Origin of the sequence: Micromonospora sp. NBC_01412, from assembly GCF_045040215.1 — a bacterium.
GTDB lineage: Bacteria > Actinomycetota > Actinomycetes > Mycobacteriales > Micromonosporaceae > Micromonospora > Micromonospora rubida.
The window spans coordinates 2172301-2198813 of sequence record NZ_CP109528.1; the positions used below are offsets into that span (position 1 = coordinate 2172301).

Annotated in this window: 30 protein-coding genes and 1 pseudogene; 12 read left to right on the forward strand and 19 right to left on the reverse strand. The window is 73.1% G+C overall.

Annotation, left to right across the window (positions count from 1 at the left end; all coding sequences use genetic code 11):
• Window positions 1-29: 29 nt before the first annotated feature.
• Window positions 30-1592: an IMP dehydrogenase gene (guaB, locus tag OG617_RS09670; RefSeq protein ID WP_405100594.1), complete on the reverse strand. Its 1563-nt coding sequence runs from the start codon at window positions 1590-1592 to the stop codon at window positions 30-32.
• A gap of 233 nt (window positions 1593-1825) precedes the next feature.
• Here guaB and OG617_RS09675 point away from each other — a divergent pair, with 233 nt between their 5' ends.
• Window positions 1826-2236 (forward strand): DUF5319 domain-containing protein, encoded by a 411-nt coding sequence (locus tag OG617_RS09675; protein WP_387015152.1) that lies wholly within the window; start codon window positions 1826-1828, stop codon window positions 2234-2236.
• Window positions 2237-2381: 145 nt separating this feature from the next.
• Here the strand turns inward: OG617_RS09675 and OG617_RS09680 are convergent, their stop codons facing one another.
• Window positions 2382-3200: a response regulator transcription factor gene (locus tag OG617_RS09680; RefSeq protein WP_405100596.1), complete on the reverse strand. Its 819-nt coding sequence runs from the start codon at window positions 3198-3200 to the stop codon at window positions 2382-2384.
• 253 nt (window positions 3201-3453) lie between these two features.
• Between OG617_RS09680 and OG617_RS09685 the strand changes: the two genes are divergently transcribed.
• Window positions 3454-3837, forward strand: a complete 384-nt coding sequence (locus tag OG617_RS09685; RefSeq protein ID WP_405100598.1) for a WhiB family transcriptional regulator — start codon at window positions 3454-3456, stop codon at window positions 3835-3837.
• Between the two features lie 463 nt (window positions 3838-4300).
• Here the strand turns inward: OG617_RS09685 and groL are convergent, their stop codons facing one another.
• Window positions 4301-5941 (reverse strand): chaperonin GroEL, encoded by a 1641-nt coding sequence (gene groL, locus OG617_RS09690; RefSeq protein ID WP_405100600.1) that lies wholly within the window; start codon window positions 5939-5941, stop codon window positions 4301-4303.
• Between the two features lie 71 nt (window positions 5942-6012).
• Window positions 6013-6327: a co-chaperone GroES gene (gene groES / locus OG617_RS09695; RefSeq protein ID WP_161685767.1), complete on the reverse strand. Its 315-nt coding sequence runs from the start codon at window positions 6325-6327 to the stop codon at window positions 6013-6015.
• 335 nt (window positions 6328-6662) lie between these two features.
• Between groES and OG617_RS09700 the strand changes: the two are divergent.
• The 5 genes and pseudogenes from OG617_RS09700 to ybaK form a co-directional block, all read left to right on the forward strand.
• Window positions 6663-6773, forward strand: a pseudogene (locus tag OG617_RS09700) (helix-turn-helix domain-containing protein); the annotation flags it as partial.
• A gap of 16 nt (window positions 6774-6789) precedes the next feature.
• Window positions 6790-6900 carry a Scr1 family TA system antitoxin-like transcriptional regulator gene (locus OG617_RS09705; protein ID WP_405103597.1) on the forward strand — a complete coding sequence of 37 codons (111 nt, stop codon included), beginning with the start codon at window positions 6790-6792 and terminating at the stop codon, window positions 6898-6900.
• Window positions 6901-7056, forward strand: a complete 156-nt coding sequence (locus OG617_RS09710; protein ID WP_405103599.1) for a DUF397 domain-containing protein — start codon at window positions 6901-6903, stop codon at window positions 7054-7056. It abuts the gene before it with no gap.
• Between the two features lie 77 nt (window positions 7057-7133).
• Entirely contained in the window at window positions 7134-8384 is a 1251-nt protein-coding gene (locus OG617_RS09715; RefSeq protein ID WP_405100602.1) for a THUMP-like domain-containing protein, read from the forward strand.
• Between the two features lie 185 nt (window positions 8385-8569).
• Window positions 8570-9049 (forward strand): Cys-tRNA(Pro) deacylase, encoded by a 480-nt coding sequence (gene ybaK, locus OG617_RS09720; protein WP_396677044.1) that lies wholly within the window; start codon window positions 8570-8572, stop codon window positions 9047-9049.
• A gap of 185 nt (window positions 9050-9234) precedes the next feature.
• Here ybaK and OG617_RS09725 read toward each other — a convergent pair whose 3' ends face one another.
• From OG617_RS09725 to OG617_RS09755, 7 genes are all read right to left on the reverse strand, one after another.
• Window positions 9235-9492: a hypothetical protein gene (locus OG617_RS09725; protein WP_161685775.1), complete on the reverse strand. Its 258-nt coding sequence runs from the start codon at window positions 9490-9492 to the stop codon at window positions 9235-9237.
• A gap of 89 nt (window positions 9493-9581) precedes the next feature.
• Window positions 9582-9896, reverse strand: coding sequence for a hypothetical protein (locus OG617_RS09730; RefSeq protein ID WP_161685777.1), 315 nt, complete (start codon window positions 9894-9896; stop codon window positions 9582-9584).
• Window positions 9893-10435 carry a hypothetical protein gene (locus tag OG617_RS09735; RefSeq protein ID WP_405100605.1) on the reverse strand — a complete coding sequence of 181 codons (543 nt, stop codon included), beginning with the start codon at window positions 10433-10435 and terminating at the stop codon, window positions 9893-9895. Before OG617_RS09735 ends, OG617_RS09730 begins: the two co-directional genes overlap by 4 nt.
• 13 nt (window positions 10436-10448) lie before the next feature.
• Window positions 10449-10877, reverse strand: a complete 429-nt coding sequence (locus OG617_RS09740) for a hypothetical protein (RefSeq protein WP_405100607.1) — start codon at window positions 10875-10877, stop codon at window positions 10449-10451.
• Window positions 10874-11425, reverse strand: coding sequence for a hypothetical protein (locus OG617_RS09745; protein WP_405100609.1), 552 nt, complete (start codon window positions 11423-11425; stop codon window positions 10874-10876). Before OG617_RS09745 ends, OG617_RS09740 begins: the two co-directional genes overlap by 4 nt.
• A 146-nt stretch (window positions 11426-11571) precedes the next feature.
• Window positions 11572-12099 (reverse strand): hypothetical protein, encoded by a 528-nt coding sequence (locus tag OG617_RS09750; protein WP_161685784.1) that lies wholly within the window; start codon window positions 12097-12099, stop codon window positions 11572-11574.
• Between the two features lie 11 nt (window positions 12100-12110).
• Window positions 12111-12650: a MauE/DoxX family redox-associated membrane protein gene (locus OG617_RS09755; protein ID WP_405100611.1), complete on the reverse strand. Its 540-nt coding sequence runs from the start codon at window positions 12648-12650 to the stop codon at window positions 12111-12113.
• A gap of 425 nt (window positions 12651-13075) precedes the next feature.
• Between OG617_RS09755 and OG617_RS09760 the strand changes: the two genes are divergently transcribed.
• The 5 genes from OG617_RS09760 to OG617_RS09780 all read left to right on the forward strand — a co-directional run bounded on the left by OG617_RS09760 (window position 13076) and on the right by OG617_RS09780 (window position 17890).
• Window positions 13076-14164, forward strand: a complete 1089-nt coding sequence (locus tag OG617_RS09760) for a sugar ABC transporter substrate-binding protein (RefSeq protein WP_405100613.1) — start codon at window positions 13076-13078, stop codon at window positions 14162-14164.
• A 125-nt stretch (window positions 14165-14289) separates the two neighbouring features.
• Entirely contained in the window at window positions 14290-15096 is an 807-nt protein-coding gene (locus tag OG617_RS09765) for an ATP-binding cassette domain-containing protein (RefSeq protein WP_405100615.1), read from the forward strand.
• Window positions 15093-16355, forward strand: coding sequence for a sugar ABC transporter permease (locus OG617_RS09770; protein ID WP_405100617.1), 1263 nt, complete (start codon window positions 15093-15095; stop codon window positions 16353-16355). Before OG617_RS09765 ends, OG617_RS09770 begins: the two co-directional genes overlap by 4 nt.
• A gap of 7 nt (window positions 16356-16362) precedes the next feature.
• Window positions 16363-17544, forward strand: a complete 1182-nt coding sequence (locus OG617_RS09775) for an ROK family protein (RefSeq protein WP_405100619.1) — start codon at window positions 16363-16365, stop codon at window positions 17542-17544.
• Between the two features lie 55 nt (window positions 17545-17599).
• Window positions 17600-17890, forward strand: a complete 291-nt coding sequence (locus OG617_RS09780; RefSeq protein WP_405100621.1) for a DUF1707 domain-containing protein — start codon at window positions 17600-17602, stop codon at window positions 17888-17890.
• A gap of 21 nt (window positions 17891-17911) precedes the next feature.
• Here OG617_RS09780 and OG617_RS09785 read toward each other — a convergent pair whose 3' ends face one another.
• The 8 genes from OG617_RS09785 to ung form a co-directional block, all read right to left on the reverse strand.
• Entirely contained in the window at window positions 17912-19675 is a 1764-nt protein-coding gene (locus OG617_RS09785; RefSeq protein WP_405100623.1) for an ABC transporter ATP-binding protein, read from the reverse strand.
• The gene (locus OG617_RS09790; RefSeq protein ID WP_405100625.1) at window positions 19675-21378 is read right to left on the reverse strand and encodes an ABC transporter ATP-binding protein; all 1704 of its coding nucleotides are present in this window, start codon (window positions 21376-21378) and stop codon (window positions 19675-19677) included. Before OG617_RS09790 ends, OG617_RS09785 begins: the two co-directional genes overlap by 1 nt.
• A 149-nt stretch (window positions 21379-21527) precedes the next feature.
• Window positions 21528-21782 (reverse strand): hypothetical protein, encoded by a 255-nt coding sequence (locus tag OG617_RS09795; protein ID WP_117665155.1) that lies wholly within the window; start codon window positions 21780-21782, stop codon window positions 21528-21530.
• A 32-nt stretch (window positions 21783-21814) separates the two neighbouring features.
• A complete protein-coding gene (gene tsaD / locus OG617_RS09800) occupies window positions 21815-22861 on the reverse strand; it encodes a tRNA (adenosine(37)-N6)-threonylcarbamoyltransferase complex transferase subunit TsaD (protein WP_161685808.1) in 1047 nt (348 codons plus the stop codon).
• A 6-nt stretch (window positions 22862-22867) separates the two neighbouring features.
• Window positions 22868-23311, reverse strand: coding sequence for a ribosomal protein S18-alanine N-acetyltransferase (gene rimI / locus OG617_RS09805; protein ID WP_405103601.1), 444 nt, complete (start codon window positions 23309-23311; stop codon window positions 22868-22870).
• A gap of 129 nt (window positions 23312-23440) precedes the next feature.
• Window positions 23441-24118: a tRNA (adenosine(37)-N6)-threonylcarbamoyltransferase complex dimerization subunit type 1 TsaB gene (gene tsaB, locus OG617_RS09810; protein WP_405100628.1), complete on the reverse strand. Its 678-nt coding sequence runs from the start codon at window positions 24116-24118 to the stop codon at window positions 23441-23443.
• 195 nt (window positions 24119-24313) lie between these two features.
• Window positions 24314-25174, reverse strand: a complete 861-nt coding sequence (locus OG617_RS09815; RefSeq protein ID WP_405100630.1) for a maleylpyruvate isomerase family mycothiol-dependent enzyme — start codon at window positions 25172-25174, stop codon at window positions 24314-24316.
• A 442-nt stretch (window positions 25175-25616) separates the two neighbouring features.
• A complete protein-coding gene (ung, locus tag OG617_RS09820; protein WP_405100632.1) occupies window positions 25617-26318 on the reverse strand; it encodes a uracil-DNA glycosylase in 702 nt (233 codons plus the stop codon).
• Window positions 26319-26513: the final 195 nt, after the last annotated feature.

The window sequence follows — 26513 nt, forward strand, 5'->3', positions numbered from 1 at the left end:
GGGGCTCCAGGTGTCTCGGGGGGTGGTGGTCAGCGGGAGTGGTAGTTCGGCGCCTCGGCGGTCATCTGGATGTCGTGCGGGTGGCTCTCCTTGAGCCCGGCCGCGGTGATCCGGATGAGCTGGCCGCGCCGGTGCAGCTCGGGGATGCTCTCCGCGCCGACGTACCCCATCGCGGCGCGCAGCCCGCCGATGAGCTGGTGGGCGACGGCGGAGAGCAGGCCCCGGTAGGGCACCTGGCCCTCCACGCCCTCCGGGACCAGCTTGTCCTCGGCGAGCACGTCCTGCTGGAAGTAGCGGTCCTTGCTGTAGGACTTGGCCTGGCCCCGGGACTGCATCGCGCCGAGCGAGCCCATCCCCCGGTACGCCTTGTACTGCTTGCCGTTGATGAAGATCAGCTCGCCAGGGCTCTCCTCGCAGCCGGCCAGCAGGCTGCCGAGCATCACCGTGTCGGCGCCGGCCACCAGTGCCTTGGCGATGTCCCCGGAGTACTGGATGCCACCGTCGCCGATCACCGGGACGCCGGCCGGGCGAGCCGCCCGGGACGCCTCCATGATCGCGGTGATCTGCGGGACGCCGACCCCGGCGACGATCCGGGTGGTGCAGATCGCGCCCGGGCCCACCCCGACCTTCACGCCGTCGGCGCCGGCGTCGACCAGGGCCTTCGCCCCGGCGTACGTGGCCACGTTGCCGCCGACGATGTCGATCCTGACGTCCTTCTTGAGCTGGCGCACCATGTCCAGCACCGCCCGCTGGTGACCGTGCGCGGTGTCCACGATCAGCACGTCCACGCCCGCGTCGACCAGGGCGCGGGCCCGCTTGTAGGCGTCCTCGCCCACGCCGACGGCGGCGGCCACCCGGAGCCGGCCGGCGTCGTCCTTGGTGGCGTTCGGGTACTGCTCGCTCTTGGTGAAGTCCTTGACGGTGATCAGCCCGCGCAGCCGGCCCGAGTCGTCGACGATCGGCAGCTTCTCGACCTTGTGCTGGCGCAGCAGCGCCAGCGCCTCGTCCTTGCGCACCCCGACGGGCGCGGTGACCAGCGGCGTCCGGGTCATGATCTCGTGGACCGGGGTGGCCGGCTCGGTGACGAAGCGCATGTCCCGGTTGGTGACGATGCCGACGAGCTGGCCGTCGCCGTCGACCACGGGCACCCCGGAGATCCGGTACCGGCCGCAGAGCGCGTCCACGTCGCGCAGGGTGTCCTGCGGGCTGGCCGTCACCGGGTTGGTGATCATGCCGGACTCGGAGCGCTTGACCAGGTCGACCTGGAGCGCCTGGTCCTCCAGGGAGAGGTTGCGGTGCAGCACGCCGATGCCGCCCTGGCGGGCCATCGCGATCGCCATCCGCGCCTCGGTGACCGTGTCCATCGCGCTGGACAGCAGCGGGACGGCCAGCTCGACGTTGCGGGTCAGCCGGGTGCGGGTGTTGACCCGGCTGGGCACCACGTCCGACTCGCCGGGCTGAAGCAGCACGTCGTCGAAGGTGAGGCCGAGCGGGACCACGCGGGCCGAGCCGGCGGGCAGCTCCGGCAGGTGGCCGCCCAGCTCGCCGCGGTCGGCGCCGGCCGGAAGATCAGTGCTGGGCGAATTGTCCACGATTGCTCTCCTGAGCTGGTCGGGCGGGCTTCAGCGAGGCGGCGCGCGCGGACATCCGGCGCACGCCGGGTGACGGCGCGTCGGTGCCATCGTACCCATCGGCCCGGGCCGACCCCGCCGGAGCCGGCCTGGTCGTCGACGCTGCGTGACGGCGCCCCCCCGTCAGCCCCGACGCGGGGTGACCGGGCGGACGGGGGCGGGCGGCACGTGGTCGCGGGGGCTACGGTGAGGGGGTGCACGACGAGCCCATCGACCCGTTCAACGGCGACCCGGCCGATCCGGCGGCGGAGCTGCACGACCCGGACGGCGACGCCGCACTCGACCCGCTGACCGAGGTCGAGCGGCAGGACGTGCTTGAGGACCTCGCCGACCTGGAGATCTATCAGGCCCTGCTGGCGCCTGTCGGGGTGCGCGGGCTGGTGATCGAGTGCGAGGACTGCCGGGAGCCGCACTACTTCGACTGGGACCTGCTCCGGGGCAACCTGCGCCACCTGCTCAGCTCCGGCCGGCCCCGGGTGCACGAGCCGGCCTACGACCCGGACCCGGACCACTACGTCACCTGGGACTACGCGCGCGGCTACGCCGACGGCGTGCACGACACCCTGACCGAGGGCACCGAGGACGACACCGAGCCGGGCAACTGACCTGACCTGCGGGTCCTGCACGTTGCTGGTGTGCGGGTAGCGGCTGGCGGTGCCCGTCCGGACAGCGCGGCGTCAGGCCGGGCCGGCTCGCACCGGGCGTGGTCCGCGAGACCGGCCCGATCGGGCCGGGAACCCGGCGGCGCTCTCAGGCGACCAGGCCGGCGCGGAAGCCGGCGGCCACCGCGTGCGCGCGGTCGCGGGCGCCGAGCTTGCGGAACAGCCGGCGGGCGTGCGTCTTGACGGTGTCCTCCGAGACGAACAGCTCCCGGCCGATCTCGGCGTTGCTCTTGCCCTCGGCCATCCCGAGCAGCACCTGGAGCTCCCGCTCGGTCAGGCCGACCGCCCCCCGGGCGCCCCGGGCCGGGGCGGCCCGCCGGGGGTTCGCCGGCTCCTCGGTCTCGCCGCCGGCGGGCTCCGGCTCGTCGTCGCCCCGCTGCACGGGCACCACCGACGGCACGCCGCCCGGCCCCTCCTGGGCCGCCGGCCAGGCCGAGCCGGGGTTGTTCGGGGCGCGGCCGGCCGGCGCGGGGCGCTTCTGGCCGCCGACGGCAGCGGCGTCCCGGGCCGGGTCGGCCACCCGGTGCCGGTTCGCCCGGCCCGGCGCGGAGAGCAGCAGCAGGGCCTTGGCCACCGCGCTGGTCAGGTCGTGGTCGGTGCCCTGGATCAGCCCTCGGGCCCCGGCGCCCATGCTGGCCGCGGCCGCGTCGGACTCCTCGGCCCCGAGCAGCAGCACCGCGGCCTGCGGGGCGCGGGCCAGCACCCGACGCACGAAGCCGGCGCTGTCCGGCCGGGTGAGCGCCGTGTCGGCGAGCACCACGTCGGGCGGGCCCTCCGCCAGCCGCAACATCACCTCGGGATCGGAGACGGCGGTACGGACGGCGGCGGACAGTCCGAGCCGGGCCGCCGCGGAGTTCAGTTGCTGTGCGGCGAGCGGTGTCCGAACGCACACGAGAACAGTACGCACTGTGGTCTCCTCTCCGACCCGAAGCAGACCACGGCGGGGTGGGGTGGGGTGGGTGTTCCCAGCAATCCTCCGAACTTTTCCGACAGATGGGGCATATGCCGCGCAATGTCCGAGGTTTTCGATCACAGAAGTGTGAGCCGGCGCGAGCCGGGGTACCGGAAGCCCGAGCCGGAAATCGGTGCGCCAGCGCGGCCGCCGCCCGGACATCCGGTCAACTGAGAGTCTCCGCGGTGCCGCGGGAGGAGGGGTGCTGATGTCGAACGTACGCAGGCTGCCCGGACCCATCGTCGACCTCTGGGACTGGCAGCGGCTCGGTGCCTGCCGGGGCCGCGACAGCGCCCAGTTCTTCCACCCGGACGGGGAGCGCGGCTCCTCCCGCCTGCGCCGCGAGTCCGGCGCCAAAACGGTCTGCCGGGCCTGCCCCGTGCGCGCCGAGTGCGCCGCGCACGCGCTGTCCGTCCGTGAGCCGTACGGCGTCTGGGGCGGCTTCAGCGAGGCGGAGCGGCTGCGGCTGCTCGCGGTCGGCTGGGAGGACCTCGCCGACCGCCGGCACAGCCGCGTCGACGTGGCCCGCCTGGAGGCCCGCCTCGGCCGCCCACACAAGTCCACGATGCCGGCCCAGCGCAGCGTCGCCTGACGACCGCGCCCACCGCACGCCGATGCCGCGCCCCGACCGCCCGGGGGCGCGGCATCGTGTCACGTCCCGCCCAGGCCCGACGTCGCCGGAAGCCGCGCACCTCGACCCGCCGCCCGCCGCCCGGCGCCCGCCGCCAGGCGACGGTGATCAAGAGGTTTGTGTCAGATGGGGCCCCGAACCTGACACAAACCTCTTGATCACCGCGCACGGGCTGTGCGGGAGGGGTGGGTGGGGTGGGTGGGGTGGGGGTTTTGGAGTGTTGAGGGTGGGGTCAGCGGCCCCACCATCGGGTGACGGGCCTTCCCGACACGCCCGCCCCGGGGTGTTCGGCCGCCGGGCGTGTCTGGCCCGCGCCCGCCGGCCAGAGCTCAGGGAAGGCGAGAAGGGCGTCAGGGAGCGGGAAAGGCGTCAGGGCACGCCGTCGGGGTGACGGCGTGCCCTGAGCGGTGTCGTACGGCGTCGGTCAGAAGCCCGGGCCGTGCTGGTGGCCGTGGCCGTGGCCGTGGCCCCCGCCGGCGGCCGGCTCGGCCTTCTCCGGCTTCTCCACCACCAGGCTCTCGGTGGTGAGGAGCAGGCCGGCGATCGAGGCGGCGTTGGAGACCGCGCTGCGGGTCACCTTCACCGGGTCGATGATGCCGGCCTTCACCAGGTCGACGTACTCGCCAGTGGCGGCGTTGAGGCCGTTGCCCCACTCCTGGCCGGCGACCTTCTGCACCACGACGTAGCCGTCGTGGCCGGCGTTCTGCGCGATCCAGCGCAGCGGCTCGACCAGCGACTTGCGCACGATCGACACGCCGACCTTCTCCTCGCCGGTCAGGCCGAGGTCGTCGTCGAGCACCGAACGGATCTGCGCCAGGGCGGCGCCACCACCGGGCACCGTGCCCTCCTCGACGGCGGCCTTGGTCGCGGCGATGGCGTCCTCGATGCGGTGCTTGCGCTCCTTCATCTCGACCTCGGTCGCCGCGCCCACCTTGATGACCGCGATGCCGCCGGAGAGCTTCGCCAGCCGCTCCGCCAGCTTCTCCCGGTCCCACTCGGAGTCCGAGGCCTCGATCTCCTTGCGGATCTGGGCGACCCGGTCGGCGACCTCGCTGGACTGCCCGCCACCGTCGACGACGGTGGTGTTCTCCTTGTCGACCACGACGCGCCGGGCGGTGCCGAGCACCTCCAGGCCGACCTGGTCCAGCTTGTAGCCCAGCTCCGGGGCGACCAGCTCGGCGCCGGTGAGGATCGCCATGTCCTGGAGCATCGCCTTGCGGCGGTCGCCGAAGCCGGGGGCCTTCACCGCGCAGACCTTGAGGGTCTTGCGGATCGAGTTGACCACCAGGGTGGACAGGGCCTGGCCCTCGACGTCCTCGGCGATGATCAGCAGCGGCTTGCTGTTCTGGAGGACCTTCTCCAGCAGCGGCAGCAGCTCCTCGATCGCCGAGATCTTCTGCGTGGTGATCAGGATGTACGGGTCCTCCAGGACCGCCTCCTGCTCCTCCAGGTCAGTGACGAAGTTCGGCGAGATGAAGCCCTTGTCGAACTGGAGACCCTCGGTCACGTCTAGCTCGGTGGCGAGGGTGGAACCCTCCTCGACGGTGATGACGCCGTCGCGGCCGACCCGCTCCATCGCCTCGGCGATCAGCTCACCGATCGTGGCGTCCTGCGCGGAGATCGTCGCCACGTGCGCGATCGACTCCTTGCTGGCGACCTCGACGGCCCGTTCGAGCAGGGCCTCGGAGATCTTGTTGGCGGCCGCGTCGATGCCACGCTTGATGCCGGCCGGGTTGGTGCCGGCGGTCACGTTGCGCAGGCCCTCGCGGACCATCGCCTGGGCCAGCACGGTCGCGGTGGTGGTCCCGTCGCCGGCGACGTCGTTGGTCTTGGTCGCCACCTCCTTGACCAGCTGCGCGCCGAGGTTCTCGTACGGGTTGGTGAGCTCGATCTCCTTGGCGATGGTCACGCCATCGTTGGTGATCGTGGGCGCACCGAACTTCTTGTCCAGGACGACGTTGCGCCCGCGCGGGCCGAGAGTGACCTTGACCGCGTCCGCGAGGGCGTTGACACCGTGCTCCAGCAGGTGCCGGGCGTCATCCGAGAAGCTAAGGATCTTCGCCATTAATGTCCCTTCGAAGCGTCACTGCCCCGGCCCGGCGAACCGGACCGGGGCAGTGACACTGATCGGTTTGTCTACTTCTCGATGACCGCGAGGACGTCGCGGGCGGAGAGCACCAGGTACTCCTCGCCGGCGTACTTGACCTCGGTGCCGCCGTACTTCGAGTAGAGGACGGTGTCGCCGACGGCGACGTCAACCGGGATCCGGTTGCCCTTGTCGTCGATCCGGCCCGGGCCGACAGCGAGGACAGTGCCCTCCTGCGGCTTCTCCTTGGCGGTGTCGGGGATCACGATGCCCGACGCCGTGGTGGTCTCAGCCTCGTTCGCCTGGACCAGGATCCGGTCCTCGAGCGGCTTGATCGCAACCTTGGTCGCGGTAGTCACGGGCATACCCTCCTGGGGTATTGGTTTCGTTGCTGGCCGACGGGGCCGACCAGCGTCAATCTGCCACATGCCACCGGGCGGGGCCGTCGTCGCGGGTGCCGGTCCGCCTGGCGTTCAGCGCCCGGGCACGGGCCCGGAAGCTGGCACCCTCGATGGGAGAGTGCTAATCGCAGGTTAGGCCGTGGCTAGCACTCCGTCAAGGAGAGTGCCAGCACGTCGCCCGTCGTGTCGCCACAGTTCCGCCACTCGTAGCCGCGACACGTCGACACCACCTCGCCACACCGTGACCAACCCCCTACCGTCCGGAGCCTCTGCCGGACGCCGAGCAAAAGGGGAGAAGAGTGTCCCGGATACCGACGTTGACGTTCCTGCGCGAACAGCTGCGCCGGGCCCGCAAGGCGCGCGGGCTCAGCCAGGAGGAGCTGGGCAAGCTGATCAACTACTCGTCGTCGCAGGTGAGCGCCGTCGCTGGCCCGGCAGGCGGTGCTGACCGGCGGCCGGCAGCCCCAGTTCGTCGCGGTGCTGGAGGAGCAGGTGCTGCGCCGGCAGGTCGGCGACCGGGCCGCCACGCGCGAGTAACTGGAGCACCTGCTGACCGTCGGCGCCGGCGTCGAGGTCGCCGACAACCTGCCCGGCGTGGTCGCCGTCCGGGACAGCAAGGACCCGGCCGGGCCGGCGCTCGCCTTCGCCCCGGCGAACTGGCGGGCCTTCGTCGCCGCCGCTCCCGCCCGCTGACACCACCGTCCGGCCGCCGGACGGGCCCTTGACGGCCCGCAGCCGAACAGCCCGGCCGGAGCCGGGACAATGGGCGGGTGGATCTCGACCAGTTCGCCGCCCTGCGTACCCCCGAGGGGTCGGCCGCGCTTGACGCGGCGACCGAGAGGGCCGGCGGCGACCCGCTGGCCGCGGCGGGCGCGCTCCGCTCGGCCGGCATCCCGGCCGGGCTCGCGGCGGCGGCGCTGACCCAGGCGGAGCTGCGCCGCCGGGCGGTCGGCAAGTTCGGGCCGGAGGTCACCGGCATGTTCCTCACCCGCCCCGGCCTGGAGCAGGCCACCCGCCGGGTGGTCGCCGACCGGCGGGCCGACCGGCTGCGCGCGGCCGGGGTGCGCACCCTCGCCGACCTGGGCTGCGGCCTCGGGGCCGACGCGCTCGCCGCCGCCCGCGCCGGCATCCGGGTGTACGGGGTGGAGGCCGACCCGGTGACCGCCGCGATGGCCGCCGCGAACGCCGAGGCCGCCGGGCTGGCCGACGCGTTCACCGTGGAGTGCGGCGACGCCACGGCGTTCGACGTGGGCCGGGTCGACGCGGTCTTCTGCGACCCGGCGCGGCGCAGGGCCGGCACCGGGCGCCGGATCTTCGACCCGAACGCGTACTCGCCGCCGTGGGACTTCGTCACCGGCCTGGCCGAGCGGGTGCCGCACACCGTGGTCAAGGTGGCCCCCGGCCTCGACCACGCGCTGATCCCGGCCGGCGCCGAGGCGGAGTGGGTGAGCGTGGCCGGCGACCTGGTCGAGGCCGCCCTGTGGTGCGGCCGGCTCGCCGAGGTCCCCCGCCGCGCCACCCTGCTGCGGGAGCCGTCCCCCACCGCCGCCACCCTGCTGCGGGAGCCGTCGCCCACCGCTCCCGCCGCCGCCGCTCCGGTCGTCCACCACCAGCTCACCGGCTCCGGCACGGTCGAGGCCACGGTCGGCCCGGTCCGCCGGTACGTCCACGACCCCGACCCGGCGGTGGTCCGCGCCCACCTGGTCGCGGAGCTGGCCGACGCCATCGACGCCACGCTGGCCGACCCGAGCATCGCCTACCTGTACGCCGACGCGCCGGGCGCGACGCCGTTCGCCCGCTGCCTGGAGGTCACCGACGTGCTGCCGTTCTCGCTGAAGCGGCTGCGCGCCCTGCTGCGCGAGCGCCGGGTGGGCCGGGTCGAGATCCTCAAGCGCGGCTCGGCGCTGGAGCCGGAGAAGCTGCGGCGGGACCTGCGGCTGGCCGGCTCGGAGGCGGCGAGCCTGGTGCTGACCCGGGTCGCCGGCGCACCCACCGTGCTGCTGTGCCGACCGGTTGGCTGACCCGCCGCCGCACCCGGCGGCGGGCGGGCGGGGTGCGAGCCGGGCATGCCGCCGCGCCAATCGGCCGATTCCGGATGCGGCGGCGCTCAGACGATTTCGGCGACCCGCCGGTCAGCCGTTTCCGTGGCTCGCCGTTCGGCAGTTTTCGGTGGCCCGCCGGGCGACGCCGGGTTAGCTTGTCGGGCATGGCGGGACAGGGCACTCCGGCGACGGCGCTGCTGAACAGGCGGAAGATCCGGCACAGCACCCATCCGTACGACGTCTCGCCGGACGCGCCGAACTACGGGGCGCTCGTCGCGGCGGCCCTGGGCGTGCCCCCGGAGCGGGTGTTCAAGTCGCTGGTCGCCGAGGTCGACGGCGCGCTCGCGGTGGCGGTGGTGCCGGTGACCGGCGAGCTGGACCTCAAGGCGCTTGCCGCCGCGCTCGGCGGCAAGCGGGCGACGATGGCGGACCGCGCGGTCGCCGAGCGGGCCACCGGCTACGTGCGCGGCGGGATCAGCCCGATCGGCCAGCGTAAGCGCCTGCCCACCGTGTTGGACGCCTCCGCCCTCACCCACGAGACCGTCTACGTCTCGGCCGGCCGGCGCGGCCTCCAGCTTGAGCTGGCCCCGGCCGATCTGGTCGCCCTCACCGACGCGACGACCGCCGCTCTCGCCGCCGGGTGAGCGACGCCCACGACGGCGAGGCCGGGCGGACACCACGGCAGCCGCCGGGACGGCACCGGTCGCGTCGGCCGCCCGCGCCCGGCGGGGGAACCGCCGGCCCGTGCCACCGGCAGCGGGGCGGACGGCCCGACGCGGAAACGGGAACCGCCGGGTGGCCGGTGTCGGCCCACCCGGCGGCCGCCTGGTCAGCCGCGGGTGCTGACCCGCTGGATGTTGACCACGCCCTCCTCGTCGAAGACCTCGAGGATCTGGGTGGAGAAGCTGCGCTGACCGCGTCGGGTCAACGTGACGCCCTCCTGGACGCGAACCCGGTCGGCCCTGTTGTGCGAGGCGAAGACGTCGACGGGCTCACCGTTGCGGATGTCCGCGCAGATGTGGATGGTCTGCGTGCCGTCGGCCTCGTCGCTGACGACGACGAGGCCGCGGTCGATGGGTAGTTTCACTGCAGGACCCCTTTCCTCTCAGAGGTAGCGCCTTACGGGGTTTCCGATGGGTGCGACGGCCCGGCCGCGACGGGCGAGGCCGGGGCCCGTCAGCCGTACTGGCAGGAGGCGGCCGACCCCACGGTGGTGCCGCCGGACTTCTTCTCGCAGCACTGGCACCAGAGGAAGCCGCCGGAGGTGGTGCACGACCAGGTGTAGTTCGTGGCCGCGCTGCAGTTGCTGAAAGTGACGTTCGGCGGGACGAAGACCAGGTTGCAGCACTGGTAGTTGGCCGCCATCGCCGGGGTTGACCGGGCGAAGACGGCGCCCGAGGTGACCAGGCCCACCGCGCCCAGCTTGGCGAGGAACCCCCGCCGGGACCCGCCGCCGCGGGACCGGGGTGCCTCGCGTTCGTCGTCGCTCATACAGCCTCCTTAGCTGCCTGTACCGCGGCACGGACTGCCGCGACATCGCTGAACAACAATGCGGAAACCAGCCGCCCCTCTTTTATGACCAGAGCGGAAGGGCTGATTTTGACGCCGAATTGAGTGGCGACCCAGTCGCCGCCTTCGTCTATGTGGTGGGGCAGGCCGTCGATTCCGTGGCGGTCGATGAACTCCATTGCTTCGTCTCGGTGGGCCGTCGTCACGATGACGCCGAGGTTGTCGGGGTCGGGCTGGCCGGCGAGCTGCGCGGCCACGTCCTCGCAGCTCACGCATCGCGTGCTGAGGACCAGCACCACGCGTGGGCCGCCGCTGCCGAAGCCGGCCAACTGGCCGGGCCAGCCGCTCGGGCGCTCGCCGAACCGGGCCTGTTCGAGCGGCCGGACCCCGGTGCCGCCGGCCGGGGAGGCCGGCGAGCCTTCCAGGCCGCCGGTCCGCGCGTACAGCTCGCCGGCCAGGGCGAAGAGAAGAACGATCGCTCCCGCGAGCAGCACGGTCACGAACATGGTCAGGTAGCTCATTCCGGCCCTTCCTTCATCCCGTCGTGGCGGCGGTCCGTCGCGTCGCCGGATCGACGACTGGGGTGGCTGGGTGCAGCGGCGACTCGGCCTTGGCCGCTCCGCCGAACATGACCCGGGTCCATCCGCCGGCGTAGCAGAAGACGCCGCAGGTGGTGGTGATGCCGAACCTGCCCGGCGCCCGGGAGGCCCCGACGTGTCGCGAGACCCCGCCCATCGAGTAGACGCTGTCCAGGTCCCGCCACAGCGAGATGCTCAGCACCACCCGGTGCCGCCAGTCCACCAGCACCTTGATGCCGAGGTAGCCGGTGGCCTGCCGACGGACGTGCCGCTTGAGCCGCAGGTGCATCAGCAGGATGAGCAGGACCTTGGGCAGGGTGTGGCAGGTGAACCGCGTGACCACCACCTGCCCCTTGGCCGGGTCCGGCTCCAGCAGCGGCGTCATGCCTGGACCACGGCCACGACCAGGGACAGCGCCACGGCCAGGATCGTCACGCCCGAGGCCCGTCTCGCCCTTACCACCCATTTCCGGCTCCTCCTTTCCGGTAGGTCGGCGTGCTTGGACATGCTCCAGAGCGAGACCAGCAGGCTCGCGACGAGCACGACGCAGAGGAGGAGGAGCGGCGCCGAGGCCGGATCGACCAGCAGGACGGCCGCCAGCGCGAGCCAGATCAGGGACACGGTCTTCTGCGTGGTGAAGAGCAGCCCCAGGTCGATGCCCCAGACCACGCCGAGCGTCCCGCCGGGGAGCGTGCGGACCAGCCGCTGGGGCACCTGCCGCCAGATGTGCGGCGTACGGTCACGGAGATCGGCGACGCCGAGCCAGACGGCGACAGCAGCCAACAGCGCCAGCCGCAGCGGTTCGGGCAGCACCTGCTGGAGCAGCATGCCCACGAGAAACACCGGAATCGCGAGGAGCACGCCGGCGATCACCCCGCCGACCGCGAGGCCGACCAGGAACCGGACGCCCTCGAACGGGTTCCGACGCAACATGGGACCGGCGACCCCGGCCATGGACACGCCTCAAGGGCTGAGAGCCTGCAGCATGGCTCCTGTTATGCCGAGAACGACCCAGAGGATCATGGCGACGCTCCTTCTCGACGTGCGGACGGTCGGTTGCGCGGCGGGGCGCCTGTCGCTCAGACCCGCTGCCGGGTGGGGGACACGGTGGCCCGCAACAGGGTGAAATCGGTGAACGCCAGTGCGGAGATGAGCATCCCGTCGCGGAAGACGAGCGCCGCCGGGCTGATGGCGATGCCGAACTCCCCCCGCACCCAGTCACCGCCCTCGTCGACGTGGTGGGGAAGCCGGGCCAGTCCGTTGGCCGCCACGAACTCCGCGCCGACGACGGCGTCGCCGGTGGAGACGACCACCGCGACGTCAGCCACGTCGGACCCGCCGACGAGTTGGTCGGCGACCTTTCGGCAACTGGAGCAGGCTGTGCTCAACACGAGGACGATCCGCAGCGGCCCCTCGCCGGCCCCGGACAGGCCGGCCGGCCAGGTGGACGGAGTGGTGCCGATCCGGGCCTCCTCCAGCAGGCGTACCCCGCTGGTCCCGGCGGCGGCCCCGCCGCCCGACCGGGTCGAGAGCTGGCCGAGCATCGCGAAGAGCACCACCACGGCCCCGGCCAGGACCAGGAGGGCGAAACCGAACACGTAACCCATCGATGCACTCCTCAGTCGTGGGCGGCCGGGGTGGGCCGGGCGCGGATCAGGTCGCGGACCATGTCCCGCCAGGTCCAGACGACGATGGCCACCGCGAGGCCGGCGGTGCCGACCGGCAGCAGGTCGGGGCGCGGGATGCCGCCCGGCCCGTACCGCAGGACGATGATCGCGGCGGCGACGAGCGCGAGCCCGCTGAGCACGGAGCCGGCCCCCAGCGGGCGGCTCTCCGGCCGACCGAAGCAGCCGCACGGCGCGCGCAGGCCCCGGGCCCGGCCGAGCAGACCCGCCCCGGCGAAGGCCAGGCCGAGAACGCCGGCGAGCCCGGCGCCGGTCGGGCGCAGGGCCGGGACGAGCAGGGCGACCGCGACGAACGTCTCCGCCAGGGCCAGCAGGCGGACGACCCGTCGCGCCACCGGGTCGGCCAGCCGCAGCAGCCCCGCGACCGCCTCGCGGGCGTGCTCGGGGGCGACGAGCTTGCCGAGCCCGGCGCAGAGGTGGACGGCGGCGGTGGCGCAGGCGACGACGCCCACGGCAAGGGTGGCCGTCGTCATGACGGCGGGAACGTGTTCAGGGCGCAGTTCATCGACATGTGGTGACCCCCGTTCGCTGACCGGCGTCCCGTGCCGGCACCGGCAGCAGCGTCCATCATGGACAGTCACCGCAAGTGGCAACAGTCTTACGCACCGAATTGCACGTGGTCAATATTCCATCGATGGGTACTTATGAATTTTCGTGCACCTTCCACGGCGGCGACCCACCCCGGCCGCCCCAATGACGGAGCGTGCCGAGCGCGTTCCCGAATCGTTACCGTCCGTGATGAACTCTTGACCTCCGCGGCCTTGTGCGAAAGATCCGCGAAACAATAGGTTGCCGGGGACAACAAAGGCCGCCGTCAGCAACCACCACCAGGCCCTGTCGCGCGCACGTCACCACCAGGCACCCTCGAGTTCCGTCCCCCTCGAAAGGACCCGTGCACATGCGCAGAGGGATCCTCACCATCGCCGCGGTCGGCATGCTGACCGCCGGAAACCTCACCGCCTGCGGCGGCGAATCCGACGACACCGCCAGCCGGCCGAAGCCGAAAATCGGCGTGATCCTGCCGGACAGCGCCTCGTCGAACCGCTGGGAGGCCGCGGACCGCAAGTACCTGGCGGCCGCCTTCGAGGACGCCGGGGTGGAGTACGACATCCAGAACGCCCATAACGACAAGGCACGCTTCGTCACCATCGCCGAGCAGATGATCACCAACGGGGTCACCGCCCTGATGATCACCAATCTCGACTCGGGCACCGGCAAGGCCGTCCTGGACAAGGCCACCCAGCGGGGTGTCGCCACGATCGACTATGACCGGCCCACCCTGGGCGGCTCCGCGCAGTACTACGTCAGCTTCGACAACGTCTCCGTGGGCAGGCTCCAGGGCGAGGGCCTGGTCAGGTGCCTGGCCGAGAAGGGCGGGCGGAAGCCGGTGGTGGTCGAGCTGAACGGCGCGCCTACCGACAACAACGCGGCCCAGCTCAAGGAGGGCTACGACTCCGTCCTCAAGCCGAGATACGACGCGCAGGAATACGTCAAGGGCCCGGACCAGTCGGTGCCCGAGTGGAACAACACCACCGGCGGCACCATCTTCGAGCAGATGCTGACCCAGACCGGTGGCAAGATCGACGGCGTGATCGCCGCCAACGACGGACTGGCCAACGCGGTCATCGCCGTGCTGACGAAGAACAAGCTCAACGGCAGGGTCCCGGTCACCGGCCAGGACGCCGACGCGCAGGCCCTGCAGCACATCCTGGCCGGGGACCAGTGCATGACCGTGTACAAGCCGATCAAGGCGGAGGCCGAGGCCGCGGCCACGCTGGCCATCGCGCTGGCCAGGGGCGAGAAGAGGAAGACCGACCAGAGCTTCCGGGACACCACGGGCAACCGGGACGTCCCTGCCGTGCTGCTGGCGGTCCAGCCGGTAACCAGGGAGACGGTGAAGAACGTCATCGCGGACGGATTCATCGACAGGGACGCCGTCTGCACCGAGAAGTACGCCGCGCTCTGCGCGTCGATCGGCTTGAGCTGAGCCGGTCGAGCCCGGCCCGGGCCGGATGTGACACCCTCGTGCCCGGCCGTCGGACACCTACGTCGTGTCGGACGGCCCGTCCGGTGGGCATCCGACAGTCGGACACCTACGCGAAGGAGACCACCGTGTCCGGGACCCCCCTGTTGGAACTGCGCGGAGTCGACAAGAGCTTCGGCCCCGTACAGGTCCTTCACGACGTCGCCTTCTCGGTCCATCCGGGCGAGGTGACCGCCCTCGTCGGCGACAACGGCGCCGGAAAGTCGACGCTGGTCAAGTGCATCAGCGGCATCCACGGCACCGATGCCGGCGAGTACTTCTTCGAGGGCCGGCCGGTGACCATCAACGGCCCCCGGGACGCCGCCGCCCTGGGCATCGAGGTCGTCTACCAGGACCTCGCCCTCTGCGACAACCTCGACATCGTGCAGAACATGTTCCTCGGCCGGGAACGGCGCTCGGGCCTGGTGCTCGACGAGCCAGCCATGGAGGAAGAGGCGGCCCGGACCCTCGCCTCGCTATCGGTGAAGACGATCAGCTCGCTGCGGCAGCACGTCTCCAGCCTCTCCGGCGGCCAGCGCCAGACGGTGGCGATCACCAAGGCGGTGCTCTGGAACAGCAGGCTGGTCATCCTCGACGAGCCGACGGCGGCGCTCGGCCTGGCCCAGACCGCCCAGGTGCTCGAACTGGTCCGGCGGCTGGCCGACAACGGGCTGGCCGTCGTCCTCATCTCGCACAACATGAACGACGTCTTCGCGGTGTCGGACCGGATCGCGACGCTCTACCTCGGCCAGATGGTCGCCCAGATCAGGACGACCGACGTCACACATGCCCAGGTGGTCGAGCTGATCACCTCGGGGCGTAGTGGGAGGCTCGGCACCGCCACCGAGACCAGCAACGGTTACTCCAGCACCAGAGCCGCGGGAGCTGCGACATGACCACCCGGACGAAGACGGTCCACACCGAACCGGTGGCCGCCGTCGGGCAGCCCACCCTCGGCGGCCACGTCCAGAGCTACCTGGCCCGCCTGCGCGGGGGCGACATGGGTGCCCTGCCGGCCATCCTGGGCCTGGTCGTGCTCTGCGCGTTCTTCTCGGTCCTGCGGCCCAACTTCCTCACCGCCGGCAACTTCGCCAACCTGTTCACCCAGGGCGCGGCCGTCGTACTGATCGCGATGGGCCTGGTGTTCGTCCTGCTGCTGGGCGAGATCGACCTGTCCGCCGGCTTCGCCAGCGGGGTCTGCGCGGCGGTGCTGGCCAACCTGCTGACCATCCAGGGCTACCCGTGGTACGTGGCCACCCTCGCCGCCCTCGGCACGGGCGCGCTGATCGGGCTGGCGCTCGGCTTCCTCGTGACGAAGGTCGGCATCCCGTCCTTCGTGGTCACGCTGGCGGGCTTCCTCGCCTTCCAGGGCGTCATGCTGATGCTGATCAAGGGCGGCACGAGCGTCCCGGTCCAGGCCGAACCCATCGTCGCCATCGAGAACAACAACCTTCCGCCGCTGGTCGGCTGGCTGCTGGCCGCCACGGCGGTCACCGGGTACGCCGCCTCGCAACTGCTGCGGTACCGCAACCGCTCCGTCCGCGGGCTCGTCACGGACCCCCTGTCGGTGGTGCTGGTCCGTATCGGCACGCTCGCCGTCGGCGTCGGCGGCACCGTTTACGTGCTCAACCTCGAACGCAGCCTCAACAGCCTGATCAGCTCGAACCGGGGGATGCCGGTGGTCGTACCATTGATCGCCGTGCTGCTCGTCGCGCTGACCTTCGTCCTGTCCCGCACCGCCTACGGGCGGCACGTGTACGCGGTCGGCGGCAACCGGGAGGCCGCCCGCCGCGCCGGCATCAGCATCGACCGCATCCGCATCTCGGTCTTCGTGGTCTGCTCGTCCATGGCGGCGGTCGGCGGCGTCGTGGCCGCCAGCCGGTTCAGCTCCGTGGACGCCAACACCGGCGGCAGCGACGTGCTGCTGTACGCCGTCGGCGCGGCCGTGATCGGCGGCACCAGCCTCTTCGGCGGCAAGGGCCGCGTGGTGGACGCGGTGCTCGGCGGCGCGGTGGTCGCGGTGATCGACAACGGCATGGGCCTGATGAACGCGAGCTCCGGAGTGAAGTACCTGTTCACCGGGCTGGTGCTGCTGCTGGCCGCCGGCGTCGACGCGCTCTCCCGCCGCCGTGCCGTCGCCACCGGGAACCGCTGAACAGCCGATGCGAGCGGGCCCGAGCCAGGAGGAGATTCGCCGGCAGAATCTCGGTGCGCTGCTGCGCTACGTCCACGTCCACGGGGCGACGTCGCGCGCCACGCTCACCACCGCGTTGGGGCTCAACCGCAGCACCATCGGCGCGCTCACCACCGACCTCGTCAACGCGGGCCTGGTCAGCGAGGAGACGCCGAGGGAGACCCGGCGGGCGGGACGACCGTCGCTGGTCGTCCGGCCCGAGTCGGCCCGGGTCTACGCCTGGGCGTTCAGCATCGAGGTGGACCGGCTGCGGATCGCCCGGATCGGGCTCGGCGGCGTCGTGCTCGACCGCCGCACGCTGGAGCGTCCGCGCGGCCTGATGGCTGCGGAGACCGCGCCGATGCTGGCCGGGGAGCTCAAGAGGATGCAGCAGGAGGTGCTGCCCGGAACGATCTGTATCGGTGCGGGCATCGCGGTCTGCGGCATGGTCCGCCGCGACGACGGCATGGTCCGCCTGGGACCGCACACCGGCTGGGTGGACGAGCCGATCGCGGACGCCCTGGCCGCCGAGCTCGGCACCGGCACGACGCCCACGGTGGGCAACGTGGCCGACGTCTGCGCCTTCGCCGAGTACACCCGCGGCGCCGCCGCCGGCTGCAACAACGTCATCTACCTGTACGGCGACGTGGGAGTGGGCGCCGGCATCATCGCGGGCGGCCGCCGGCTGACCGGGCACGGCGGCTACGGCGGCGAGGTGGGCCACATGGTCGTCAACCGGGACGGCGTCCGCTGCGCGTGCGGATCGCACGGCTGCTGGGAATCCGAGATCGGCGAGTACGCCCTCCTGCGCGCCGCGGGACGGCCGGAGGCCCACGGTAGGGAGGCGGTGCTCGCGGTCTTCGACGCCGCCGACCGCGGCGACGCGCGGGCCCAGGCGGCGGTCCGGCAGATCGGCGACTGGCTCGGCTTCGGCGTCGGCAACCTGGTCAACATCTTCAACCCCGAGATGGTGATCTTCGGGGGGACGATGCGGGACCTGTACCTCGCGGCGGCGGCCCAGATACGCAGCCGGCTCAACTCGATCGGCCTGTCGGCCTGCCTCGAACACGTCCGGCTCCGTACGCCGAAGCTGGGCGACGACGCCGCCCTGATCGGCGCGGCCGAGCTGGCCTTCGAGCGGTTGCTGGCCGACCCGCTCGACGCCGCCTGACGGCCACCTCTCGGCGGGGCGGACCCGACGGCGGCGGCTGCGTACCCTGTCCTCCGTGGACGTCGAGCTGCGCGCCTCCGACGACGACCGGCACCGGGTGGTCGCCGAGCTGCAACGGCACACCTCGGCGGGCCGGCTCAGCCTGGACGAGTTCTCCGAGCGGGTCGGGGTGGTCTGGTCCGCCCGTACCCTCAACGACCTGGCCGCGGTGACCCGGGACCTGCCGGTCGAGCCGACCCCCGCCGGGCCGGCCGCCGAGCACGGCCGGCGGGACCTGCTGGTCGTCTTCGCCGTCGCCGTCGCCACCCTGGTCCTGCTCGGCCTGCTGATGGCCCTCACCCGCTGACCCGGCCACTGGCCCCCCGGCTCAGCCGTGCCAGGAGCGCCAGAGGGCCGCGTAGGAGCCGCCGGCCGCGACCAGCTCGTCGTGCGAGCCAAGCTCGATGATCCGGCCGTCCTCCACCACGGCCACCCGGTCGGCGTCGTGCGCGGAGAAGAGCCGGTGCGCGATGGCGATCACCGTCCGGCCCGCCAGCACGGCGGCCAGCGAGCGCTCCAGGTGCCGGGCGGCCCGGGGGTCGATCAGCGAGGTCGCCTCGTCCAGGACCAGGGTGTGCGGGTCGGCCAGCACCAGCCGGGCCAGCGCGAGCTGCTGGGCCTGCGCCGGGGAGAGCGGGTGCCCGCCCGCGCCGACCACCGTGTCGAGCCCCTGCGGCAGCGCGTCCGCCCAGTCCAGGGCGTCCACCGCCGCCAGCGCCGACCGGACCCGGGCCGGATCGGCGTCGGGCCGGACCATCGCCACGTTGTCGGCCAGGGTGCCGATGAAGACATGGTGCTCCTGGGTGACCAGCGCGACATGGGTGCGCAGCTCCGCCAGGGGCAGCCCGTCCAGCGGCCGGCCGTCCACGGTCACCGACCCGGTGCGCGGGGCGTGCACCCCGGCCAGCAGCCGGCCCAGGGTGGACTTGCCCGCCCCGGACGGCCCGACCATGGCCAGCTTCTCCCCCGGCTCGGGCACCAGGGTCACGCCGTGCAGCACGTCCCGGCCCTCGCGGTAGGCATAGCGGACGTCGCGGGCGGCGAGCCGGGGAGCCGCCGAGCCGCCGCCCGCCGATGGCTGCGGGGACCCGACGGCCGAAGTCGGGCCCGCGTCGTCGTCGGCGGCCACCCCGAGCAGCCGGGCCATCGAGGCGCCGCCCACCTGCAACTCGTCCAGCCAGGAGAGCAGCCGGTTGACCGGGTCCACGAGCTGCTGGGCGTAGAGGGTGGCCGCGGTGACCTGGCCGAGGCTGACCCAGCCCTTCAGGTAGAACCAGCCGCCGACGACCAGGGTGGCGACCACCGGCACCACGTACCCGAGCTCGGCGATCGGGAAGAAGACGGTGCGCAGCCCGAGGGTGTACCGCTCGGCCGCGTACGACCGGCGGATGTCGGCGGCGGTGCGGGCGCCGCGGCGGGTCTGCTGGCGCAGCGCCTCCGTGGTCCGCGCCCCCTCGACAGTCTCGCTGATCCCGTCGGTGATGTCGGAGTACGCGGCGTTCTCCCGCAGGTAGCCGTCCGGGGCGCGGCGCAGGTACCACCGGGTGCCGGCCCACAGGATCGGCACCGAGAGCAGGCTCGGCAGCACGAGCAGCGGCCCGGTGAGCAACAGCGCGACGACGACGAACACGACGGTGACCAGCGCGATCAGGGTCTCCGGCACCGCGAACCGAACCGTCCTGGACAGCGCGGAGACGTCCCGGGACGCCCGGGTGAGCAGGTCGCCGGTGCCGGCCCGCTCCACCGTGGACAGCGGCAGGGCGAGCAGCCGGTCGACGAACTCCTCGCGCAGCTCGGCGAGCACCCCCTCGCCGAGCCGGGCCGACGCCAGGTGGGCGAACCGCACCAGCACCGACTGGGCCACCACGAAACCGCCGATGGCCAGCGCGATCCGGTCCACCGTGACGGTCGAGGTGCCCTGGGAGATGCCCTCCACCAGGTCACCGAGAAGCCGCGGCGCGACCAGCCCGGCCGCCGCGGCCAGCGTGTGCAGGCCGAGCGCGACGGCCAGGGCGCGGGGGTGTCGGCGGACCAGGGCTCGGGCGTACCGGCGGACCTGGCCGGCGTCGGCGACCGGCAGCGCGGTGGTCATCAGCTCTCCCCCCGGCTCACCGTGGCCGCGTAACGCGGCTCGGTGCGCAGCAGTTCCTCGTGCGGCCCCTCGGCCACCACCTTGCCGTCCTCCACGAAGACCACATGCTCGACGCCGCCCAGCACCAGCGGGCTGGTGGTGCAGACCAGGGTGGTCCGGCCCCGCCGGGCCGGACCGAGCCGCGCGGCGATCCGCGCCTCGGTGTGCGCGTCCACCGCGCTCGTCGGCTCGACCAGCACCAGCGTCTCCGGGTCGGCGACCAGCGCCCGGGCCAGCCGCAGCCGCTGCTGCTGACCGCCGGAGAACTCCCGGCCCCGCTCGGCGACCCGGCCGTCCAGCCCGTCGGGCAGGGCGTCGACGATGTCGGTCGCGCTCGCCGCGTCCAGCGCCGCGAGGATCGTCGCCGGGTCGGCCACGTCGTGCGGGTCCAGCTCCGCCCGCAGCGGGCCGGTGAACAGGTGCGCGTCATTGTCGGCCACCAGGATCCGCTCGCGCACCGCCGCCAGCGCCACCTCCCGCAGCGGTACGCCGTGCAGCGTCACCTCCGCGTCGACGTACCGGCCGAGCCGGTCGGCGATCGCGGCGGCGTCCTCCGGTGCGGCGGCGGCCAGCGCGGTGAGCCGGCCGGCCGGCACGACCAGCCCCGACTCGGCGTCCACCAGCTCGCCGGGGCCGGCTGGCAGGGTCGCCGGACGGGCGGGGTCGACCAGCTCGGGGGTGAGCCGGAGCAGCCGGACCACCCGGCGGGCCGCAACGTGCCCCCGGGTCAGCCGGTCCACCGCCTCGGTGAGGTTACGCAGCGGGCTGACCAGGAACGCGGTGTAGCCGTAGAAGGCGACGAGCTGGCCGGCGGTGATCTCGCCGCGCAGCGCGAACCGGGCGCCCAGCCAGGTGACCAGCACCAGGAACGCGCCGGGCAGCAGGATCTGGGTCGCCTCCAGCAGCGACTCCACCCGGGCCACCCGCAGCCCGTCGGCGCGCAACGCCTGGGACCTGGCCCCGTACCGGGCCGACAGCACCTGCTCGCCGCCGACGCCGCGCACCACCCGCAGCCCGGAGACGATGTCGCCGGCCCGGGCGGTCAGCGCCCCCTCCGAATCCCGGTACGCCTGCTGCCGGCGGTGCAGCGGCCGGATGAGCAGCCCCACCACGGCCATCAGCAGCGGCACCCCGAGCACCACGACGAGGCCGAGCGGCACCGACGCGGAGAGCAGGATCACCGCCACCATGGCGATGGCGACCAGCGATCCGGTGCCCCGGGCGGTGATGTCGATCGCGTGGCCGATCTGGCCGATGTCGGCCGTACCGATGCTGACCACCTCGCCCCCCGCGACCCGGCGGGGCAGCGCGGCCCCCAGCCGGTTCGCCGCGCCGACGGTGACCTGCACCGTCCGGTACGCGCCGCCCAGCCAGTTGTGCAACGCGCACCGGTGCCGCAGCACGCCCGCGCCGGCCTGGAGCACGCCGAGCCCGAGCAGGGCCAGCCCCCAGGTGAGCAGGGCGCCCTGGTCGCGGTGGGTGAGGCCGGCGTCCACGGCCCGGCCGACGGTGGCCGGCATCAGGGCCTGGGCGACCATCCAGACCACGCCGAGGCCGATGGCGGCGAAGAAGAGCAGCGGTTGCCGACCGGCCAGCCACACCAGGTAGCGGGTCGCCGAGCGGTCGTCGGGTACGCCGGGATCGCCGGCCGGTTCGAAGCGCATGACCCGCCGACGCTAGGCGGTGGAACACCGATCGCGCCACCGCATTACCGCTGCTCAGGCTCGCCCAGGCGCGGGTGGGCCGGCCAGGGCGGCGGGGTTGCGTTCCGGGCTTGTCCTGACCGGGGGGCTGACCGGGGGGCTGACCGGGGTCAGCGGTCGACCTGGGTGAAGTCCCACGAGTGCGGCGGGCGGGCGACCAGCGTCGCGGGCGGGTCGGGCAGCGGCCGAGGGCTGCTGCGCCACTTCGAGATCACCACCACCCGGTGGTCGGTCGAGCTGAACACCTCGCTGGACAGGTGCAGCGGGTCGTGCTCGAACTCGGGCAGCGCGGTGTCGCAGACCCAGGTGATCAGGTCGGCGAAGCCGTAGGCCTCCGCCCGCGCCTCCCACATCCGTACGATCACGTCGTCGCTCCCCTCGCCGTCACGTCGAGCCGTCACACGCTCACCGTGGTCAGCGGCAGGGCCGAGTCGGCCGGCAGGTCGAGCCGGCTCGGCGCGACCCCGGCGGCGACCAGGTGCGAGCCGAGCGCGGCCACCATCGCCCCGTTGTCGGTGCACAGGTTCGGCCGGGGCACCCGCACCCGGATGCCCAGCTTGGCAGCCCGGTCCTCCGCGAGCACCCGCAGCCGGGAGTTCGCCGCCACTCCCCCGCCGATCACCAGCGTATCGATCCCGTGGGCCCGGCAGGCGGCCAGCGCCTTCGTGGTGAGCACGTCGCAGACCGCCTCCTGGAACGACGCGGCCACGTCGGCCACCGGCACCGGCTCGCCGGCCCGCTGCCGGGCCTCGACCCAGCGGGCCACCGCCGTCTTCAGGCCGGAGAAGGAGAAGTCGTACTCGTGCTTGGCGAGGTCCTTCGCGGCGGTGAGCCCGCGCGGGAAGCCGATGGCGGCGGCGTCGCCGGCCCGGGCCTCCCGGTCGATGTACGGCCCGCCGGGGAACGGCAGGCCGAGCAGCCGGGCCACCTTGTCGAACGCCTCCCCGGCGGCGTCGTCGATCGTCGCCCCGAGCGGGGTGACCCCCCGGGCCAGGTCGTCGACGAGCAGCAGGGACGAGTGCCCGCCGGAGACCAGCAGGGCGATCGCCGGCTCGGGCAGCGGCCCGTGTTCGAGGGTGTCCACGGCGACGTGCGCGGCGAGGTGGTTGACTCCGTACACCGGCTTCTCGGCCGCCAGCGCGTACCCCTTGGCGGCGGCGACGCCGACCAGCAGCGCGCCGGCCAGCCCCGGGCCGGAGGTCACCGCGATGGCGTCGATATCGGCGATGGTCACCCCCGCCTCCCTGAGTGCCCGGTCCATGGTCGGCACGATGGCCTCCAGGTGGGCCCGACTGGCCACCTCGGGCACCACGCCGCCGAACCGGGCGTGCTCCTCGACGCTGGAGGCCAGCGCGTCGGCGAGCAGGGTGTGCCCGCGTACGATGCCGACCCCGGTCTCGTCGCAGGAGGTCTCGATGCCGAGGATCAGCGGTTCGTCAGCCATGTCTCCTCAGTCCTGCTCGCGCCGCATGACCAGCGCGTCGGTGTTGCTCGGTTGGTAGTAGCCGCGGCGCACCCCGATCGGCTCGAAGCCGTACGTCGCGTAGAGCCGCTGGGCTGGGGCGTTGTCGGCCGCGACCTCCAGCAGCGTGCTGCGGGCGCTCCGGCGGGCGGCCTCGGCGAGCAGCGCCTCCAACAGGGCCCGGCCCACGCCGCGCCGCTGGGCTCCCCGGCGGACGGCGATGTTCTGCACCCACGCCTCGTCCGGAGCCGCCACGGCCAACCCGGCGTAGCCGAGCAGGGAGCCATCGTCGTCGGTGGCGACGAGGTAGAAGTGGCCGCTGGCCAGCTCGTTCCAGAACATCGCCGGCGACCACTGCTCGGCGCCGAACAGGTCCGCCTCGATCGGCAGCACCTCGTCGATGTGCCACCAGCGGAACGGTCCCAGCCGCACCCCGGCGGGGTTCACGGCGCCACCTCGGCACGCGACTGCGGGGCTCGCAAACCCGGCTCACTCCTCGCGCTCACGGCGCCACCTCGGCACGCGCCTGCGGGGCTCGCGAACCCAGCTCACTCCTCGCGCTCACGGCAGGGCCGGTTTGCGGGCGGTGGCCGCCACGGCGTCGGGGCGGCGCAGGTACAGCGGGGTGAGCGGGTCGCCGGGGGCACCGGAGCGGATCCGCTCGGCCGCCAGCGTGGCCAGCACGGTCGGATCCGGGTAGCGGGGCTCGGCCCGCAGCGGCAGGTCGAACACCTCGGCGTACCGGTGCGCGCCGTCACCGACTGCGGCGGTGACACCGAGGTCGCGGGCTCGCCGCGCGGCCACCGCCGGGGTGTCCACGTCCGGGCCGGCGATCCGCTGGCCCGCGCCGTCGTACACCGCCCAGTAGACCTCCCGGCGGCGGGCGTCGCTGGCCGCCAGGACCGGCTCGCCGGCCGCCGCCGGGTGGCCGATCCCATCGAGCGAACAGACGCCGTACGCGGGAACGCCGAGCACCTGGGCCATGGTGGCGGCGGTGACCAGCCCCACCCGCAGCCCGGTGAACGGGCCGGGGCCCAGCCCCACCACGATCGCGGCCAGGTCGGCCGGGCGGGCGCCGAACTCGGCGAGGACCGCGTCGACCTGCGGCGCGAGCAGCTCGCCATGCGCGCGGGCGTCGACGGTGCGGCGCTGCGCCCGCGCCGCCACGCCGTCGGCCGTGACCTCCACCAGCGCTGCGGTCACCGCAGGGGTCGAGGAGTCCAGCACCAGTACGAGCACGAACGCCACCCTAACCGCCCCGCCGCGTCCCCCCACCAACCCCCCACCACCCCCCACCGCCCCTCGGCGCCGCCCCTCGGCGCGGTGATCAAGAGGTTTGCGTCAGCTCCGGGCGCGAATTTGACGCAAACCTCTTGATCACCGCGGCAGGAGACGCGACGGGGGGCGGTGGGGCGGGGGCGGTGGGGGGTGGGGTTAGCTTGGGGCTCGTAGGACTCGGAGGAATGGGAAGAGGAGCCAGGGGCGGGGGCCCCGGAGGGCGAGCTTGCCGGCGAGCACCGTACGGACCCGGCTGACCCGGCCGAACAGCATCAGGTTGAGCGCCGCCGGGTCGAACCGGACCCGGACGTCCGGCGGGGTGCCCGGGGCGGCGACTGTCACCGCACCCCGGTGCAGGACGAGGGTGATGTCGGTGCAGTACGCGGACCGGAACTCGACGGTGATCGGACGTTCCCGGGGCGCCTCATCGTTGTCGAGCAGGTGTCCGTAGCCGGCGCGGAGCACGTTGACCAGGAAGACCTCGAAGAAGAGCACGGCCTCCGAGCCGGGCATCTTCCACGGCCGGCCGGTCGCGCGGGCGATGTCCCAGCCGTGCACGAGCAGCTCGTTGACCAGATGGGCGAAAAGACCGGCGAGGGGCGCGCGGGCATCACCGAACCAGCTGAGCAGCTCGTCCGGGCGGCGATCGGCGGTGATCCGGAGGATCTTGTCCACGTCGGCCTGGAACCGATCCAGCAGCGGCCGGGGTGACCGGTCGGTCAGGTGCCGCAGTATCAGGTCGTTGACGTCAGCGATGGTGTCCACGGTGACGGTCGGGAGCTGGGCGCCGAGGCCGGGGATCGGCAATGGTGGATGGTCGGGGGCGAGTTTGGTCGCGTACCACCAGGCGACCGAGACCAGGTGGGCGACAGTGTCCGCCACTGACCAGTGCGCGGTCACCATGGTGTCCGGCCGGTCGACCGTCTCGACCAGCCGGACAAACCGAGCGGTGGCCTGCTCCAGCGCCTCCCTGGCCCTCTGCCACTGCTGCGGGCTGATGGTCGCCGTCGTCGCCATGGGACGCCTCCGATCGCGGAGTCACCGGGTCCCGGGAAGCCTACAGCGGACAGTGATCGCCGCCTCACTTCACACGTGCCCTCGTTGGAGGCGGCCAGTTGAGCGGCCGAGGGCCACGGCGGCTCGGCAGCAGACCGGTTCGGGACCCGACGGCGATGACGCCGGAGGAACGGCTCGACACAACCGGCGCCGGGACGGACCGGGACGGTTTGGGGGGCGGATCGGGCCGATCCGGAGGCGGATCGGGACCGGGACAGACCTGGACCGGCACGGATCTGGCCCACGCGTAGCCGGATCGGTCGCCGTCGCAATGGACGACCGATCCGGCACCGTACGGCGAACGGTCCGGCACGGTCCGGCACGGTCCGGCACCGTACGGCGAACGATCCGGCACGGTCCGGCGCGATTCAGCACGGTTCGGTTCAGCGTGGTGCGGGCCGGATCAGCTGGCGGACCGCTCCCAGTCGATGGTCGGCAGGCCGGCGTCGGCGAGGGCCTTGTTGGTCGCGCTGAACGGGCGGCTGCCCAGGAAGCCGCGCGGGTTCATCGGGCTGGGGTGGCCGGCCTCCAGCACCACGTGCTGCGGGTTGGTGACCAGGGCGGCCTTCTTGCGGGCGTACCCGCCCCAGAGCAGGAAGACCACCCGCTGGTCGAGGGCGTCCAGCGCCCGGATGGTGGCGTCGGTGAACTCCTCCCACCCCTTGTTGGCGTGCGAGCCGGGGGTGGCCTGCCGAACGGTCAGCACCGAGTTCAGCAACAGCACGCCCTGCGCCGCCCAGCCGTCGAGGTTGCCGCCGCGCGGCTTCGCCACGCCCAGGTCCTCGCCCAACTCCTTGAAGACGTTGCGCAGCGACGGTGGGACCGACACCCCCTCACGGACGCTGAAGCTCAGCCCGTGCGCCTGCCCGGCCTTGTGGTACGGGTCCTGCCCCAGGATCAGCACCCGACACTCCTGCGGCCCGCACAGCCGGTAGGCGGAGAACAGGTCCTCGACCGGCGGGAACACGGTCTGGGTGGCGTACTCCCCGGCGACGAACTCGGCCAGCGCAGCGGTGCGGGCCTGGTCGAGATGGGGGGTGAGCACGGCGCGCCACTCGTCGGGCAGCAGCGCGAGCAGGTCGAGGGCGGGGGCGTCGTCGGGCATCGGCAACCTTTCGCAGTCGGTCGGCCCCCTTCCTACCAGCCCCGTCCGACACCCCGGCACGGGAGTACGGGCTCCCGTCGCTGCCCGTCGACGGGCAGCGGGAGCAGTTTCCCGGAAAGAGTGGCCTCACGACGGACGATAGCCACTCTTTCCGGGAAACTGCACGATCTTGGGGGCGGGGGCGGGGGCGGGGCG